The organism is Paenibacillus sp. J31R109 (assembly GCF_059692055.1).
Map to the genome: position 1 here is coordinate 44501 of NZ_JCAUAR010000021.1, position 17820 is coordinate 62320.

Consider the following 17820-nt stretch of genomic DNA (forward strand, 5'->3'; position numbering starts at 1 on the left):
CCAACTACGCGAAAGATGCTCGCTTCGATAATTCATACATATAAGGATGCTCGGCAACTGGCTTGCGTCCTTTGCCCCAGCCAACCTTCTCCCGATAACCGCCAAAGAATCCTTGCTCATCAAGAATATCCTCACTCACATGCATCAGTCCCTCCGCATCAGGCGCGACGTAGAGCGCATCCGCTGGGCAGTATAGTTCGCACATGAAGCAGGTTTGGCAATCGCTTTGCCGAGCAATAACGGGAATACCATTTTCTACTCGATCAAATACATTCGTTGGACATACCGACACACAGAGGTTGCACGATACGCATTTGGACTCGCTGACTAACTCGATCATGGGGTAACAGCCTCCTTGTTTACTTCAGCTTTTTGTGTCCACACCTGATCAAGCCCTCCGCTAATTAAACGGTACCCTTGCTCAGCATCAATCTCCGGGAAATCCTCCCGCTTATGCATGCCTCTCGTTTCGGTACGCTCAAGTGCCGTGTTGTACATAAGGCGAGCTGTAGCTGTCATAGCCGCTGCTTCACGATGACGAACACCAGCTATATCGAGTGTCGTCACACGTTCACGCAGATCGTTCCAAAGTCCATCAAGTCGATTAATCGATCCCTCTAAACCTTCCTGAGTACGGAACAAATTACGATCATACGGCATGACTTCCTCTTGTACCGCTTGAATGGCTTCGCCTGTTTTGCTTAAAATCTGACCCGATCCCGACTTCGTAAAGGTTGTCGTTGAGACACTTTTCAGCTGACGGTTGGTCGCTTTATCGCCAAGATCTTTAGCAAATTGGGCTGCACCTTCTCCTGCAAATGATCCCGATGACATCGCCCAAGCCGCATTATGACTGCCGCCCCCTGTGAAACCTCCACAGATCAGCTCACGCGTCGCTGCATCGCCGGCCGCATATAAGCCTGGAACAATGGTTGAACATTGCTCATCGACGATCCGAATCCCGCCTGTTCCACGCACCGTACCTTCTAAGCGAAGCGTAACAGGGAACTTATCTTTGAACGGATCGATCCCGAGCCGATCGAAGGGCAAGAAGAAATTCGTTTGATTCACACGCAGCAACGGACGAAGGTCTTCTGGTGCTTGATCCAAACTCGCGTAGACCTGACGACCTTGCAGCAAATTCCGCGCAATAATCGAACGTCCACGTTGTGACCCTGCCCCTTCTACAATCGATCCATCCTCGTAATAGAAAGACGCATACTTGTAGTAGGCTGTTTTCGTTACGGAAGAGAATGTCGGGCAGATCGCGTACGCATTCGAGAACTCCATTCCCGAAAAATCAGCTCCCGCTTCAGCTGCTAATAAGTAGCCATCCCCCGTCAACACGTTGGTTCCTAAGGCTTTGCTTAAAAAGGCACATCCGCCTGTTGCGATCACCACAGATCCTGCATGAACTGTCCAGGTTTGACCGCTCTGTGTTCTCACACCCGTTGCACCGCCAACGCCATGCTCATCAGCAAGCAATTGGAGTACCGGACTGTGATCGAGGATTTTTACACCAGCCTTTTGAACCAATTTCCGCATCAACTTCATGTACTCTGGGCCCTGTAAACCACGTTTGTAGGGATCACCGATGTCATCCTTCGGAAACGGATACCCCATGGAACCCAACTTATTCATATTCTCATAGGTGCGATCGAGCACCCGGTTCATCCAAGGCACCTCCGCTAGCTTACCTCCTAGCAAATACCGACTCTGTCTCGCTTCCTCGCGCAGCTTCTCGTCTGGCTTGATGTACCAAACTCCTGTACCCGATGGTGCCGTTGCCCCGCTCGTTCCACAGTAGCCTTTATCCACCAAAATCACCTTGGAGCCCTTCGTTGCAGCCGTTAAGGCCGCCCATGTTCCCGCAGGACCTCCGCCAATCACTAGCACATCCGCATCGAGACGCAATTCGTTATCCTCCAAAACCTTTGCCATTACCTTGACCTCCTCTAAAAATGTAATTGGAACAAAAAAGAGGCATTCCTTTGTAGGAACGCCTCCGTGTGTACGGTTGGACTGAGTATTTAACTTTAAGTCGACAAAACCAATTTGTTTACTAAGATTAAAGCCATACTAGCACCGTATTTCAAAGTCGTCAACCCTATTTATTTAAGTCTAGCCCTGAAAGCTGTCACGCCAGCTCAGCCATTTTCTTTCTAGCCATCGTACAAGTGAATCCACAAGTTTCCCGATTACCGCAAAAATAATGACTCCAACGAAAATAAGCTCTGCGCTTGAATTTTGTTTGCCATAATTGATAAGGAAGCCAATTCCCTCCTGCGAACCGATCAACTCCGCTACGACGAGTCCCAGCCAAGAAATAGCCACAGATAAGCGTAAGCCTAAAAGAATACCTGGCAAGGCAGCAGGGAGAATCAACCGGAAAATCTGCTTCGACTTGCTGAAATTCAGCACTTGAGCGACCTCGAATAATTTGCGATCCACATTTCGAATGCCAAGAAAGGTATAGATATACATAGGGAAAAAGGCACCATTCGCGATGATTACGATTTTCGAAACCTCACCGAAACCGAACCAAAGTATAATTAACGGCGCAATCGCGAGATGCGGAATCATGCGCAGCATTTGAAAGGAGGGATCCAGCATGAACTCCAGCTTTTGAACAAAACCAACGAAAAAGCCGAAAAGCAGCCCAATGGATCCTCCAATTAGAAAACCTATTACAGCTCGTTGCAACGAAATGGATAGATGCTGGGACAACTCACCGGAAGCGATTAACGAACGAAATTCCGCAGCAATCTGTAACGGTGTGGGCAGAAATGACGGCGAATACAGTCCCAAATCCCCCGATACTTGCCAAATGACAAGGAGTAATAATGGCACGATCGAGCCAATGACGAAATCGTTCACTCTCTCCCACAACCATTTGATTCGAATAAACTCTAGCTTCTGCCCCTTCGATTTGCCGATTCCTTGCCCGACTTGACTTAGTGTCTCGACACGATTGCTCATACCTTCTCCCCCTTAGCTTAGTGCGGTAAATCTTGATATTGCTTATTGCCCTTTGTAGCTGTCTTGCCAGCTCAGCCATTTGCGTTCAAGCAGCCTCACAGCGGAATCCGCGACGATACCGAAAACGGCAAAGATGAGAATACCAACGAATACAACTGGTGTTTTGGAAAATTGCCGCGCATCCGACATCATATAACCAATCCCTGCGGTTGATCCCATTAATTCAGCCACAACAAGTCCAAGCCAAGACACACCTAATGAGATACGAACGCCTAATAAAATATGAGGCAGCGCTCCGGGAATCGTTAACCGGATGATTTGCTTCCATTTGCTAAACCCTAGTACACGTGTCACATCGAAAAGCTTGTTATCCACGCCTCGAATACCCAAGAAAGCATTGATATATAGCGGAAAAAACGCCCCTTTGGCAATGAGAAGAACTTTAGCCGTTTCACCTATACCAAACCATAAAATAAATAAGGGCGCGATCGCCAAATGAGGCACCATGCGAAGCATTTGAACTGTAGGATCTAACGCTTTTTCCGTTTTACGGAATAAACCGACGAGAATCCCGAAGGCAAGGCCCAACGAGCCGCCTAACAAGAAACCAGAAAGTGCTCGGCCGACACTAATCTTGATGTTGTCATACAGCTCGCCTGTTTGAATCAGTCGAATAGCTGCGTTCATAATGCGAAGCGGCGTTGGAAATAACAACGATGAAATCACGCCTAAATGGCCCAGTAGCTGCCAAGAAAGCAGTACAAGTAAAGGTACCAAAGCACCAAGCAGCACGCGATGGAATCGTTGCCTAGATCTCTGTTGATCAATACCTGCCAAATGTCCTTGTTGGCTCATGAAGAGCTCCCCCCTTTCCTCCTTAAATGCCTGAACTATCGATTAATTCTAACTCTTCGATTTTCTCAAATTCACTAAGTACCTTGAGCCGCAGCTCCTGAAAAGACGTTGTCGTCTTCTTCCTCGGGATCGGCAGATCGATGGGCACAATGTTCCTGATCGCACCAGGCCGCGGTTTGAGGATCACAACACGATTAGCTAAATAGATCGCTTCATCAATATCATGCGTAACGAAAATCATCGTCGTTTTATTTTTTTGCCAAATATCAATCAACACTTCCTGCATGTGAGTTCGCGTAAAAGCATCCAGTGCACCGAATGGTTCATCAAGCAGCAGCACTTTCGGATTACGAAGTAAGGCTCTTGCTATGGCAACACGTTGTGCCATTCCACCAGAAAGCTCTTTCGGGAACGATTTCTGAAAGCCTTCCAGACGGACGAGTTTAATCAGTTCATCCACTTTCTTGCGCACTTCAGGGTCTCGCAGCGAAAGGTCCGCGGCGATGTTTCTCTCGACGTTCAACCACGGAAACAGCCTTGGCTCTTGGAAAATAAAGCCCTTATCAATGCCTGGTCCATGTATAACCTGACCGCCCAGTTGAACCTCACCAGTATGCGCAACATCCAGTCCAGCAATGATCTTGAGCAGCGTGCTTTTGCCGCAGCCACTGGGACCGATGACAGTAATAAATTCCCCCTCTTTCACTTGCAGCTGGATGTTGTGCAAAGCTTGAACAGACCCTTTGCTAGAGTGAAATGTTTTGTTCACATGTTCGAGTTTCAACAACGGTTGGCTCATTAGGTTCAACTCCTTTTTAAAATAAAAAAAGACACTCCTCTCCCAAAAGAGAATAGCGTCTCCGTTCAAACGGTGGTCACATTTCTAGAGTACCACTCGGAATGAAACTTCGTCAATCATAATTTAGTATAATCCTATAAGTTTTATCGGAATTATTATTTCAGCCTAATTAATGCCCTACATGCTCCTCCCGCATCCCCATGACTGGATTGCCCGTTAAGCACTGCTCGAACATATCAATGATCGCTAGGAAGCGTTCCGCTTCACGGAACACGTGATCCGCCAGCAAAGGATGGATGATGCTTTTGATTTTGCAGGCTTCAATCAAATCACGCGCTGTTTTTTTGAAATCACGGAGTGCAACGACAGAGACACGATTCTGGTCCAGGAACTGGTCCAAGAGAGGATCTGTTTGAGATTGCGGCCGCATCCCGCTCAAATCGATGGCTTGGAAGAGGAGTTGGTCAAAATCATGACTAAAATTCCGCGCTTGCTCCACTAATTGACGTTCGGATGGATCCAGCAAATGACCGATAAACTTAGCGTGATCCGCCATGATACGCAGAAAGAACACATTTTCATCAATAATCGCGTCGTGTAATGGCTCTAATCGTCCTGAGTTCAATTCGTGTAATCGGTTACGGAAATAGTTCGCCTCACGACTCGTATGGTCAACTAACAATGGGAAGTTATTACCGCCAGGAAGCTTGCATTGGATAATGAGTCCGAGAACTTTTCTTTTGAACGCCCAAATATGTGCAGCAGCCGAGGAGACTTCCGTATTGAAACGCCGAATTTGTTCCGGGTCTGTCAACTCGTTATACGAATGGGATTGATTCTCTATATGCTCAAAAATCTGATAATATTGATTCGCCTCTTGGATCAACGTCGTGTCTTCACAGCGAAAGCCCAGTTTGAGAAACAAGGAATGTTCCTTCATAATACGTGACCAGAACCGGACCTCATCCAATGAACGCTTCACGAACTCATTTGACAATTCGAGCACTCTCCTCACATGATGTTCTCCTCTTTCATTTATAATGGGCACTTGTCGTGCATATGCTACAACAACCTAAATAGGACAACTACTGGAGATTTTTTTCCTGAGAGTTACGTTTAGATCAATGCTCATCCGTTATAATGAAGGTACAGCCCTGTTAGACAGTCAATAGCTAGTAACTATCCCTTGATGAGGTGTTGTCACTATGTACTTTGGCGTTGATTATTATCCAGAGCATTGTCCAGAAGAACGTTGGCAGCTAGATGCGCGAATGATGCGGGAAGCCGGTATGAATATTGTCCGATTGGCGGAGTTTGCTTGGGTCAAAATGGAGCCCGAACTTGGTGTCTATGATTTCTCCTGGTTGGATCGCGCAATTGACGTGTTTACGCAGGAAGGCATCCAGATTATTCTGGGGACCCCGACTGCTGCTGCTCCCAAATGGTTGATGGATCTGTACCCCGATATGTATCCCATGGATGTGTACGGCCTCAAAAAGGGGTTCGGGACAAGACGGCATTACTGCCCGAATCATCCCGTCTACCTGACGCATTCAACCATCATTACGCGTGAATTAGCAGCACATTATGCGAACCATCCGCAAGTTGTGGCTTGGCAAGTGGATAATGAATTCGGTGGTCCTTGCTATTGCCAAAGTGATCTGCGTGCATTCCGCAAATGGTTGACTCGTAAATATGGTTCGATTGATGCGTTAAATCGAGAATGGGGAACGATATTCTGGAGCCAGACCTATCGCCATTTCGATGAGATTGACTTACCTACCTATTCATCTAGCGATGGTTTCAGTCAAAATGCTGGAGCAGGCGACCTCTCTACACCTTACAATCACAATCCAGGCATGTTGTTGGATTATTATCGTTTTTTCACGGATGCAACGGTAGCCTATCAGAAGGCGCAGATTGATGAAATTCGCACCTACACCTCTCTCCCAATTACTCATAATTTGATGGGGCATGCGAATGATTTGGACTATTTTAAAATAGGGAAAGATCTCGATTTCATCTGTTGGGACAATTATCCGAATAATATGTGGGGAAAAGGCTCACCTTCTAGTGCCTCCATGGCACATGATCTGATGCGCGGCATTAAAGAGCAGAATTTCTGGATGATGGAGCAGCAAAGCGGTCCCTGCGGTTGGCAGCATATGGGCGACACGCCCGAACCTGGCCAATTACGGTTGTGGACCTATCAAGCGCTCGCTCACGGTGCTGAAGCCATGGTTTATTTCCGCTGGCGGGCATGCACGGTGGGGATCGAGCAGTATTGGCATGGCATTCTTGATCATGATGGGATCGGGCGGAGACGATATCGCGAGATCAAACAGCTCGGCGCCGAATTGGCTGGCTTGCATGATTTATTCGTGGGCTCCCAGAATGTGAGTCCAGTCGCCGTCATTAAATCTTACGATAATGCTTGGAGCCATAGGCAACAGCCGCACAATCGTAAGTTCAATTATAATATGCTGCTGCACGCATACTACGACGCTATTGCGGATCAACATCTCAATCTCGATGTCGTGAATGTGGAGACCGATTTCTCCACGTATCGCCTCGTGATGATGCCGGCTTTTAACCTGATGACACCTGAAATTGCTGCCAAATGCGAGGCCTATACAGCTAGCGGCGGCATACTGCTCATCACCTTCCGCTCAGGAACGAAAACATGGAACAACCAAATGTCGACACTCACCGTTCCGGGGCTATTCAAGGATATGGCCGGTGTTGAGCTCGAAGAGTTCGATTCCATCAATTTCGGCAGAACCATCAAGGTAAAGGGGATTTTTGGGGAGGGCACCGCCGCGATATGGGCCGATGTTCTGAAGAGTAATGGCGCCGAGGTATTGGCGACTTACGATAGCCATTATTACCTAGGTCAACCCGCGGTGACTGTGAATGCGTACGGCAATGGCCGCGTTTATTATGTAGGATGCGATTTGGATGCTGATGCACTCGGGGCGCTGATGCAGCTCGTAGTTCAACGTGAGGGCTTGGAGCCTTTATTGCGGGAGCCTGTGAACGGCGTGGAAGTCATTGCCAAGATGAAGGATGGGCAGGCGTTCTGGGTGCTTTTGAATTATACAAATGAAGTAAAACGTGTGGCGCTGCCTGGAGCGCATGTGAGTCTCCTGGATGGTTCCTCGGTTGGAACGGAGGTTACTTTAGCCCCGTATGGGGTGATGGTGATTCGCCAAAAATAGCGCAAAATAACAGAAAAGCCTACCTCCAGTATAAACTGGTTGTAGGCTTTTGGGATGCTTCGGGATACAAGTCTGTCAGGCGTGCCACTGCAGCAAATCGTCAAGGATCTGGTTCTGACCGCTAGGAGCCCAGCTCATGCTTATCCAATTCGGAATCACGCGGATCTGGTTGTTCTGGACAGCCTTCATCGTCTCCCAAGCGCTCCCTCTCAACACATCCATATACAAATTGGTCTCTTCAAGTGACGTAAGTCGTTTATCAATGAGGAGATAATCCGTATCGAATGCCGGCATGCTTTCCACGGCATACTCCTTCGTCCTCTCATTCAGAGGCACACAGCTGCCAGGTTTCAAACCTAGCTCTGTATACAATAAATGACTTAGCGGGTGATCCACGAATCCTTGCACGCGAATCCTCCGGCTGTATAATCGAATTAAGGACACACTCTTGTCACCAATCGTCTCCATCACGACTTCTTTCGTGTACTTCACACGTAGATCCAATTGACTGAACGTTTGTTGGGCTTCTTTCTCCCGTCCTACCAACTCAGCAATCCTCATATAATACTTCCGCCAGTCCATGGAAAAATCGACAATGACCGTAGGCGCAATCAGTTTTAACTGGTCATATATCGGAAGATGCCTATAATCAGCAATGATTAACTCAGGCTGGTACTTACGCAGTTCCGTTAATTGAACACGAATACGCCTTTGATTCTCTTCGATGCCTAACTCTAAATGTCGATAACCATTCAATTCAAAGGCGTCCTCCACGCCGAGGTCATGCAAACAATCGCGATAACGAAAACACGATGCTACAGCGACTTTCAATTGTTTCCTTTTGATATACAACGTAGGTGAAATCCCCAAGCTATTCTTAAACATGCGGCTAAAATAAAACTCATTCCCGAAACCAACAGCTGTTGAAATATCCTTGATGGAAGCGTCTGGCTGTTGCAAAAGTTCCTTGGAAGAATCGATCCGAATCTGATTCAAATACTCAACAGGGGACATCATCTTCGCTTTTTTGAAGCTTCTTGAATAGGAAGTTGGCGTCAATCCTGCGATGTCGGATAATGTCTCCAGCTTGATTTTATGACTAAAATGCTTGTACATGTAAGAAATGCTTTGATCAATTCCTTTGGACGCATCCTCGAATTCAATCGTTTCAGGTACTTCCTCTGGCATCGATTGAATCAGACTTTGAAACTTGAGTTGAAGCAGGGGATCCTTCATCGACTTCGTTTGGGATTCTTGATAGAGGTGCTCCACACTTTCGAGATGCTGCTTGGCCTGTTTGATTTGAATCTTGCCCGTCTGAAAAAGCGAAGGATCCGAGGTCGATCTGGCGCAGTGCCAGCCGTCCCTCTTTTTGAACAACGATACACGTCTAATGATTAAGATATAGTACTCGATAAACTCTGACTCCAACATCACTTCGATCGGCTTATTTCGAGCAATATACAATGTCTGATTCGGCTTGATCGGCACAGCTTGATTATCGATGCAAAGAATGCCTTTGCCTTGTATCACAACAAAGAGCATATCTCCTGAGATATTCTTTGAATGCAGCGTGTTCCGTTTGTAGAAACGACGTTTGCTTATGGAAGAAAGCATGAGAAGCGAGTAATCCTGATCTTGAACCGGCAGCATTTGGAGCAATAACCCCTTCCATGGTCAGAGTCGGTTGTGAGTGAGAATGATTTTCAATAGACTCAGTATAAATGGTTTACATTTACTTGGAAAGGTTTTTTTGATTGCTGATATGGGGGATGAACTGTAAAAACACCCACGACTGACAAACAAAAAAATGACCCACAGCAACGGGCTGAGGGTCTAAGTATATATTTAAAAAGGGGGTCGGGTTTTATTATAATCTTTATACATGAATGCCAGATGAATATCATATTTCAATTATATTACAATTCTTTACAATCATTACAATGCTGTCGGTCTTACCATAATTTCGCTGATTAGTGTATCATCTGGTTCATTAATGGCGAATGCAATGGCTCTAGCAATACTGTTGGGAGAAATGCCCATGCCACTTATTTGATTGGCCATCGCTTGCACTTCCGGGCTGGTAATGCTGTCAAAGAGCTCTGTCTTCGTCAGACCTGGCGCAATCAAGGTCGATCTAATCCCTGAAGTCGCTGACTCTTCCAGACGAAGTCCTTCCGAAATGGCTCTAACAGCGAACTTGGTGGCCGCGTATACGGCTGATGTTGGAGACACTTGATACCCGGAAGTTGAAGATAGGTTGATGATATGGCCAGACTGCTGCTCCCGCATGACAGGTAGTACCGCGGCTATACTGTACAAAACGCCTTTGATGTTCACATCGATCATCTGATCCCACTCTTCCACGCGCAATTCATTCATCCTGGAAGATGGCATGATCCCCGCATTGTTCACCCACACATCAATTCGGCCATACACATCCAGAGCAAACTTGACCACATGCTGCATATCTTCAGCAGAAACAACGTCAGCTTTGACAGCAACAGCCTCGCCGCCATCCTGTTTAATTGCATTAACAATGGTATGCAGACGTTCCTCTCTTCTGGCAGCTAATACGACCTTCGCACCTTTTTCAGCTAACAATTTCGCTGTAGCTTCTCCGATTCCGCTTGATGCTCCTGTTATGATAACCACTTTATGTTGAATGTTTTCCATGAGTATTCGCTCCTTCGTCGCTATGATATTAAACACATGTTGAATATTTAACGGCCGTTGATTAATATTATAGACAGAAGCAGTGATTACTCAATGGTTGATATCGACGTAATTGTTTCATATCCAACAACACACGTGAAATTGTTGAATATCTGAGGGGGAACACCAGACATGGAGTCCGTTGTTAGAACCGACCGACGTATTCTCCGAACCAAGCAATCCATAACGAAGGCGTTTCTGGAGCTATTTTCGGAAAAAGATTTTGAAAACATCACCATTAACGAAATCGCGGAGCGTGCGAATGTGAACCGCGGCACCGTTTACCTGCATTACAGCGACAAGTACGACCTTTTGGACAAATGCATCGAAGCCCATATCAATGAATTGATTACGTTGTGCACGAACCAAGAAGCTAATCAAGTAAACGAGGCGATGATACAAGACCCCAAACCGATTTTTGATTATTTTCAAAGCCACTCGCCATTCTTCTCAGCTATGTTTTCCAATCAGAGAGTCTTCCTATTCCGAGACCGCCTGCTGAAATTTATCTCCGTTAATCTGATGGTTAAAATGGAAAAGCCGGGCAATCCTCCCGATATCGACATTGAAATCAAGGCCCAATTCATGGCCTCTGCTTTCATTGGCATTGTAGAGTGGTGGATCCTTCAACACATGCCGCATTCCACACAATTTATGGCTGATCAGGTAAGGAATTTATTTGAAAATAATCACGTTTAGTAACAATAATCGTCAGCATTTACTCCGCCCAGGGTTGCGTCGTCGTTGTCAGTTCCTCGCCCGACTCAATCGCGGATTGCATGATGATCGATACATAATGATCCTGCATCGCCTCAGCCAAGTCATAACATGATGGCCCACCCTGTACATAGTCCGCCATTCGAGTCAAACTAGTAGCAATTGCAATCTCATCATCGGACAAACGCCCGGGGACGACTGGGTTTTCGTACACCCAATCTTCGCCCGCGATAATCCCTTGGTGATAATATCCTTCCAAGTTACCGTTATGACCGGTATCAACTCTATGGAAATTGCCAGTGATAGGTGTTGTAAAATCCCTCAAATACCGGAACGTTTCATCCGATAATTCGCCACGGTTTCCGCGAACAAGGACACGATTTTGGCGAATCCAAGAGAAATACTGATCACCTGTAAAATCAAACAGCGCCAGTTGGTTTCCAAAACGAAGCGTAGCGATATCCTGCACCGAGTTGCCAATCACTTCACTTTCCGGAGGCCCATTACGCCCCGGACCTTTCACGATTTCAGAGGTAAATCTCTGACCACGAATAATGGCGTTCTCGAATTGAATGCCAAGCAACTTTCGGATCAGACTGACGCCATGATAACCGTGAGCAGCCGATACTTGCACCTGAGAAACGTCACCTAATTTACCTGATCTCACGAAAGCTATACGTGCGGCATGCATCGGCTGATACAAATATTGTTCGGCCACCTGTACGCGCCCCTTTAGCTTGGACACCGACTGGTACAAGTCAATCATACCCGAGATGTCATTGGCCGGAGGCGTCTCTGTCAATACGGGTATGTTCCTTTCTACCAGCTCCAGTGTGCAGCCAGGCATGGCATCCCTCGAAACGCAAACAACCGCGAATTGGAGCGGTCCGCTTGAAACGAAAGATTCCATGTCTCGGTAGGTTTTCACGCCCCATTTCTCCTCGATTTCCCTGCCTCGTTCCTCATCACGGACTAGCATCGCACGGACGGCGAAACGGTGAGGCTGCATTTGCGCAATGCGCAAATAAAATTCAGCTCTCCACCCTCGCCCTACAATTCCAAATTCGATTAAAGACATAACGGTTATCCCTCACTTTACGTTGTACACCACTTGACTTGGCAGTTCTAGACAATTCAATTGTCCACCATAAACGGCGCCACCATCGATGCCAATAATACGATTTATACCATAATAAACATGATAATTATCCGAATCGCCGTGCAGGGTATCGGTGGATGAATGACCGAAAACCACAATCTTCTCACCACTGTACCCTGTATGAAATTCGCCACGAATCCACATTAGCGTAAATGGATCCGTTTCCGAAACAGGCACGCCTGGCTGCACACCGGCATGGACAAATATATAGTCCTCCGTTTCGATATAGTGCTCCAGTTGCGTTATGAATGCCAAATGCTCCGATAATAAATCTGACTGCAGTTCTGGTTTAGTGAACGACTCCGCGTTCTCATCGAGGGCATAATCAGCTTCCGTAAACCCATAGCTTTGCAAAGTCGCATCGCCGCCATTGATTTGTGCCCAGCGTTTCCATGCGCGTTCATCCTGTGTGGTTAATGCTTTGATCATTAAATCCTCGTGGTTCCCTTTTAATACGCGCGCTCCGGCCTCTTTTAAAGCCATAACTCGTTCAATGACACCCTTGGCGTCTGGTCCTCGATCCACATAATCGCCCAGCAAAATCAGTTGATCTTGTTCGGAGTTGTACCCCGCGGCTGCTAGTAAAGCTTCAAACTTGGCAAGTTCGCCATGAATATCGCTAATGACAAGAATTCTTTTCATCTGTATCCCCTTGGTGTCTGGTTAAAGTCCCTTTATTATAAAAGGCCTAAGGCCGATCTGCAATTATCGAAAAACCCCCGAATCGCGTTATGAAGCGTTTCGAGGGTTTTTCTGGGATCACTTTTACTATTTGCCTATCCTATCCTATTGAGAATCAATAATCGTCAGCATTTCCTCCACAGACTTCCGCGGCTGCACCGTTGGAACGGATGCGGGATATCCGACATTCAGAAGGCCGACGATTTTCTCATCTGCCTGCAAGCCGACGGATTGTTGGAACTCCAATTCATAGTTATAATTGTTCGTTTTCCATACGACGCCGAGCCCTTGCTCCCAAGCGGCCAATTGGAAATTTTGAATGAGGGCGCAGACGGCACCGTAGTCTTCATCCCATTGCTTCTGGCGTGTATCTTCTTTCAGTATTACAACGAGATGCGCGGGAATCTTCATGAAATCGTTCCACTTGGGTATCCCGTGTTTTTCCCTCATCTCTTCATCATCATAGGTCTGGAGCATCGCATCTGCTAATGCCTTGCGTCCATCTCCTTTATACAAAATGAAACGCCAAGGCTGTCTATTCCCATGATTCGGTGCCCAAACGGCTACATTCAGTAACTCCAGCAGCAATTCGTCTGAAACAGGATCCTGTTTGAAATCACGAATTGTTCTTCTTTCTTTGATTAATGCAGCAATCGTTCCCACTTGTTTAGTTTCGGATAAGCTCATGTTGAACATCCTCCTCTATATGTTTAGATATGTACTTGTCGGATTTGCGGCCTTTTCCTTTCGGAATACACATCGGTGTACCGAAGAACGGATCCTCCATAATGTCACATTCCATCCCGAACACTTGCCGGACAAGCTCTGTATTAATAACATCCTCTGGTTTCCCTTGAGCAAAGACAGACTTATCTTTAATCGCCACGAGATGATGCGCATAGCGGCAAGCGAGATTAAGATCATGGAGAACCATGACAATCGTACGTTTCTCACGTTCATTAAGCTCAAACAACAGGTCCAAAATATCAACTTGGTGAGCCATATCCAAATACGTTGTAGGTTCATCCAACAGGATGGTTTGCGTTCCTTGCGCAAGCGTCATCGCAATCCACGCCCGCTGGCGTTGTCCGCCGGATAAGGAATCCACCGCGGTTTCTGCCAATTCGGTTGTTTTGGTAACAGCTAGCGCTTCCTTCACGCATCGCTCATCTTCATCCGACCACGATTTCAACCAATTCTGGTAAGGGTACCGTCCTTGTTTCACCAACTGAAAAACCGTTAACCCTTCGGGGGCAATTGGCCCTTGCGGCAAGATCGATAAGCGCTTCGCAATCTCTTTCGTAGGAATTTCCGCGATATGCTTGCCGTCCAAAATGATTTCCCCTTGAGCAGGTTTCAGTAAGCGAGCCATCGAACGAAGGAGTGTTGATTTCCCACAGCCATTTGAACCGATTAATACCGTAATCTTTCCTTTAGGCATAGTAAGATTCAAGCCTTCGATAATATTTTCTTTGCCATAGGTCAAATTGAGATTTCTGGTTTCCAAAGTTGGCACTCTCTTCACTCCTATCTTGAATTTCGCTTGGTGTACAGCAAATAGATGAAAAAGGGTGCCCCTACCGCTGCCGTGAATACACCGACTGGCACATCGAGCGGTAGAAAGAACGTTCTACCCGCTAGGTCCGCCAACATCACAATCGCGCCTCCGAGCAGTGCTGAGACGGGCAACAAGCTGTCAAAGCTTGAGCCCACCCATTTGCGTGCCATATGCGGAGCGATTAACCCAATGAATCCGATCGCGCCAGCTACAGAAACAGCTGCACCCGCTAACGCCACGCTGATGAGGAGCAATAACAAGCGGTTGATCTCTACTGCGCTTCCCGCGCTTGCTGCCACATCATCCCCGAGCTGCCCAATATTGACATGGCGTGCTAATAGAAATGCAAGTGGAATCAACACGACCGTCCATGGCAGAACGGTAAGTACATTTTCCCAATTCGCCGCGTAAACCGAACCTGTTAGCCATAGGTAAGCTGTACCAGGATCGTTCTTCGGACTAAAAACAATCATCATCGTCGTCGCAGCAGACATCAGCGATGACATCCCGATGCCAACGAGGATGAGGCGGATGGGTGTGACTCCTTTTTTCCAAGCGAGCATATACAAAATGACGGAAACAATTGCCGCACCCAGCATCGCCGAGATCGGCAGCCACCGAATGCTAAGCATGCCATTGAAATACGTGAGGAAGGTGACCGCAGCCACTGAAGCTCCACCCGTAACGCCCATCATATCTGGCGATGCCAATGGGTTTCGAATGATTCCCTGCATGATCGCACCTGCCGCTGCCAACGCAGCGCCTACTAACATGGATATGACAATGCGCGGAAGGCGCAGCTTTTGAACGACCATCGCATGATCATCGGCGCCAATGCCTATAACACTTCTAACAACATTAATCGGCGATATGTACATTTCTCCCATCCCCGTGCTGACAATCGCAATCACGACGCAAACCACGAGTAACAGGAGGGAAATCGTGAACGCTTTTTTTTCAACTAAAAAAGAAACCGCACCGTGTCGTGATCGAATCGGAACATGACCCTTCATGATTTGATAAGCCCCCTTCGTGCAATATAAATAAAGAATGGGGCACCAATAATGGCGGTCATAACACCTACAGGCATTTCCTCAGGAATCATAATAAATCTTGCAGCCAAATCCGCCAGTATCAGCAGAATTGCTCCTAATACAGCACAATAAGGAATGACCCAACGGTGATCACCACCGATGAAAAACCGAGAGATATGCGGAATGACAATACCAATGAATCCAATGGGACCCGCAACCGACACAGAGCAGCCCGCAAGCACGACAATGAGCAGGCCTGCGACTGATTTGACCCAGATCGTCTTTTGACCCAAGCCTTTCGCCGTATCCTCACCCATGAGAAGTAAATTCATATCTCGCGCGATGAACCAGGCAGCTACCCAGGAGATGGCCATGAAAGGGATGACTGTGATTAACATATCCGGGGAACGTCCGGCAATTGTACCGGTTAGCCAGAATAGCACCGTGTTTAACCCCTGTTGGTTCAGCACCAAGATACCTTGTGTGAAGGAGGAGAACAGCGCCGTCATCGCTGCGCCTGCGAGTACAATTTTGAGTGGCGTTAAGCCATCTCGGCCAAAAGAGCCCAAAATATAGACGGATAAGGCACCGACTGCCGCTCCGATAAAAGAAATCCACATCAAAGCTTGCATGGATGAAATCGATAAAGCTACCGCCGCAAGGACAACGAATAACGTGGCACCTGCATTCACGCCAAGTACACTCGGCGAAGCCAGAGGGTTACGTGTGAGCGTCTGCATCAGCGTACCTGCGATCGCTAAACTAGCGCCAATGGCAGCGGCAATACAAGCTCTAGGCACGCGCGTTGTGCGAAGAATAATTTGATCATTGATATTCTCGTCGTAATGAAAGATGGAAGCCCATGCTGTATGCCAGTCAAACTGCGTCGCACCGAAAAGAATGCTGGAAACAAAGCTCCCAAGCAGGATAAGAACCAGCGCTAGCAGCCCGGTGGTTTTCCATAAACTCGTATTCATAAGGTTCATGATGATCTCCTTGGAATTCACAAAGGAATGAACATAGTGTTCATCCCTAAGTGTTTCAACTATTTAATATCAAAATATTTGTAGAGATCTGCTAGCATGGCTTTGGCAGCCATCGAACCGCCCGCTAAGTTCCAAGTAATCGTGTCTACTTTAAAATATTTGCCATTTTTCACGCCTTTGAGGTTTTTCCAAAGCGGGTGAGCCGTCCAGTCGTTCTGCGATTTCTCTACCGCAGGTTCTTCCGAACTTAGACGCGTAATATCAAAGATATACTCGCCATCCAACTGCGACATTTGCTCTTTCGTGGTGATATTGACGACCGCTTTGCCTTCTACAATTTGAGCTTTCGGACGCGGCAAGCCAAGTTCCTTGAAGATCGTTCCAGCAAATCCTGTTGCATAGAAACGTGCACTGCCATCTCTCTCAAAACGGATAATGGAAACTTCCGCATTAGCTAATTTGTTGCCAGCTTTTTGTTTAAACTCCGCTACCCCTTTATCCCAATCCGCGATAATCTTCGCACCTTCTTGCTCTTTATAAAGAGCATCTGATGCATACTTCAAATTCGCTTTCCAATCGAAAATTTCTTCCGTAATGATTGTAGGTGCAATGCTTTCGAGTTGCGGATAAATTTTCTCGTGACGAGTTTTCGTCCCGATGATCAAGTCTGGTTTCAAAGCTACGATCGCCTCCACATTCGGCTGCGTTTCTTCACCTAGGTTCTTAACGCCTTCCATATTAGCTCTCAAATAGTTGTACCAAGGTTTCTCTTCCCATGATTCAACCGAACCAACTGGCTTAACACCCAAGTGTGTAACTATATCCGTCATACCATTGAATAGAACAACTACTCGTTCTGGTTTCTTCTTCAAAGTAACTGTACCCATTGCATGCTTAATTGTTTTCTCTACCGCAGCTGCAGCAGTTGCTTTAGCGGCTTCTGGCGACGCACTTGCACTGCTCGTACTACTCGCAGCTCCACCTGTTGTTGTGGAACTACCACAAGCCGTCACAGCGAGTGCTAGCAACATCACGATCATCATTTTAAAAGCTTTCATCCGTTTCTTCCTCCTTGTACAGCAAAGCACACACTGGTGATGAACAAGCCATCTATTTAGA

At 46.9% G+C, this 17820-nt stretch carries 17 protein-coding genes; 2 read left to right on the forward strand and 15 right to left on the reverse strand.

Features of this window, described 5'->3' with window-relative positions:
• Nucleotides 1-4 precede the first annotated feature (4 nt).
• From AC58QT_RS31270 to AC58QT_RS31295, 6 genes are all read right to left on the reverse strand, one after another.
• Entirely contained in the window at nucleotides 5-340 is a 336-nt protein-coding gene (locus AC58QT_RS31270; RefSeq protein WP_497412415.1) for a 4Fe-4S binding protein, read from the reverse strand.
• The gene (locus AC58QT_RS31275) at nucleotides 337-1941 is read right to left on the reverse strand and encodes an FAD-dependent oxidoreductase (RefSeq protein ID WP_497412416.1); all 1605 of its coding nucleotides are present in this window, start codon (nucleotides 1939-1941) and stop codon (nucleotides 337-339) included. Before AC58QT_RS31275 ends, AC58QT_RS31270 begins: the two co-directional genes overlap by 4 nt.
• A 180-nt stretch (nucleotides 1942-2121) precedes the next feature.
• Entirely contained in the window at nucleotides 2122-2979 is an 858-nt protein-coding gene (locus AC58QT_RS31280) for an ABC transporter permease (RefSeq protein WP_497412417.1), read from the reverse strand.
• A 42-nt stretch (nucleotides 2980-3021) separates the two neighbouring features.
• Nucleotides 3022-3834: an ABC transporter permease gene (locus AC58QT_RS31285; RefSeq protein ID WP_497412418.1), complete on the reverse strand. Its 813-nt coding sequence runs from the start codon at nucleotides 3832-3834 to the stop codon at nucleotides 3022-3024.
• A 22-nt stretch (nucleotides 3835-3856) separates the two neighbouring features.
• Nucleotides 3857-4633: an ABC transporter ATP-binding protein gene (locus AC58QT_RS31290; RefSeq protein WP_310499154.1), complete on the reverse strand. Its 777-nt coding sequence runs from the start codon at nucleotides 4631-4633 to the stop codon at nucleotides 3857-3859.
• A gap of 169 nt (nucleotides 4634-4802) precedes the next feature.
• Nucleotides 4803-5630, reverse strand: coding sequence for a DUF2935 domain-containing protein (locus tag AC58QT_RS31295; protein WP_497412419.1), 828 nt, complete (start codon nucleotides 5628-5630; stop codon nucleotides 4803-4805).
• A 208-nt stretch (nucleotides 5631-5838) separates the two neighbouring features.
• On the opposite strand from AC58QT_RS31295, the gene AC58QT_RS31300 reads away from it, so the two are divergent.
• Nucleotides 5839-7851: a beta-galactosidase gene (locus tag AC58QT_RS31300; RefSeq protein WP_497412420.1), complete on the forward strand. Its 2013-nt coding sequence runs from the start codon at nucleotides 5839-5841 to the stop codon at nucleotides 7849-7851.
• 75 nt (nucleotides 7852-7926) lie between these two features.
• Here the strand turns inward: AC58QT_RS31300 and AC58QT_RS31305 are convergent, their stop codons facing one another.
• Nucleotides 7927-9504: a helix-turn-helix domain-containing protein gene (locus AC58QT_RS31305; protein WP_497412421.1), complete on the reverse strand. Its 1578-nt coding sequence runs from the start codon at nucleotides 9502-9504 to the stop codon at nucleotides 7927-7929.
• Between the two features lie 285 nt (nucleotides 9505-9789).
• On the reverse strand, nucleotides 9790-10527 hold the full coding sequence (locus tag AC58QT_RS31310) for an SDR family oxidoreductase (RefSeq protein WP_497412422.1): 738 nt from the start codon (nucleotides 10525-10527) through the stop codon (nucleotides 9790-9792).
• 171 nt (nucleotides 10528-10698) lie between these two features.
• Between AC58QT_RS31310 and AC58QT_RS31315 the strand changes: the two genes are divergently transcribed.
• Nucleotides 10699-11265 carry a TetR/AcrR family transcriptional regulator gene (locus AC58QT_RS31315; protein ID WP_497412423.1) on the forward strand — a complete coding sequence of 189 codons (567 nt, stop codon included), beginning with the start codon at nucleotides 10699-10701 and terminating at the stop codon, nucleotides 11263-11265.
• Nucleotides 11266-11284: 19 nt separating this feature from the next.
• On the opposite strand, the gene AC58QT_RS31320 is transcribed toward AC58QT_RS31315, so the two are convergent.
• From AC58QT_RS31320 to AC58QT_RS31350, 7 genes are all read right to left on the reverse strand, one after another.
• Nucleotides 11285-12361 carry a Gfo/Idh/MocA family protein gene (locus AC58QT_RS31320; protein WP_497412424.1) on the reverse strand — a complete coding sequence of 359 codons (1077 nt, stop codon included), beginning with the start codon at nucleotides 12359-12361 and terminating at the stop codon, nucleotides 11285-11287.
• A 12-nt stretch (nucleotides 12362-12373) separates the two neighbouring features.
• The gene (locus AC58QT_RS31325) at nucleotides 12374-13084 is read right to left on the reverse strand and encodes a metallophosphoesterase family protein (protein WP_497412425.1); all 711 of its coding nucleotides are present in this window, start codon (nucleotides 13082-13084) and stop codon (nucleotides 12374-12376) included.
• A 144-nt stretch (nucleotides 13085-13228) separates the two neighbouring features.
• Nucleotides 13229-13810 (reverse strand): nitroreductase family protein, encoded by a 582-nt coding sequence (locus AC58QT_RS31330; RefSeq protein WP_497412426.1) that lies wholly within the window; start codon nucleotides 13808-13810, stop codon nucleotides 13229-13231.
• Nucleotides 13791-14639 (reverse strand): ABC transporter ATP-binding protein, encoded by an 849-nt coding sequence (locus AC58QT_RS31335; RefSeq protein WP_497412427.1) that lies wholly within the window; start codon nucleotides 14637-14639, stop codon nucleotides 13791-13793. Before AC58QT_RS31335 ends, AC58QT_RS31330 begins: the two co-directional genes overlap by 20 nt.
• Before the next feature lie 11 nt (nucleotides 14640-14650).
• Entirely contained in the window at nucleotides 14651-15694 is a 1044-nt protein-coding gene (locus tag AC58QT_RS31340) for a FecCD family ABC transporter permease (protein WP_497412428.1), read from the reverse strand.
• Nucleotides 15691-16701 carry a FecCD family ABC transporter permease gene (locus AC58QT_RS31345; RefSeq protein WP_497412429.1) on the reverse strand — a complete coding sequence of 337 codons (1011 nt, stop codon included), beginning with the start codon at nucleotides 16699-16701 and terminating at the stop codon, nucleotides 15691-15693. The genes AC58QT_RS31340 and AC58QT_RS31345 overlap by 4 nt, the downstream gene beginning before the upstream one ends.
• Before the next feature lie 59 nt (nucleotides 16702-16760).
• Complete coding sequence (locus AC58QT_RS31350; RefSeq protein ID WP_497412430.1) at nucleotides 16761-17759, reverse strand: ABC transporter substrate-binding protein; 999 nt, start codon at nucleotides 17757-17759, stop codon at nucleotides 16761-16763.
• Nucleotides 17760-17820 lie beyond the last annotated feature (61 nt).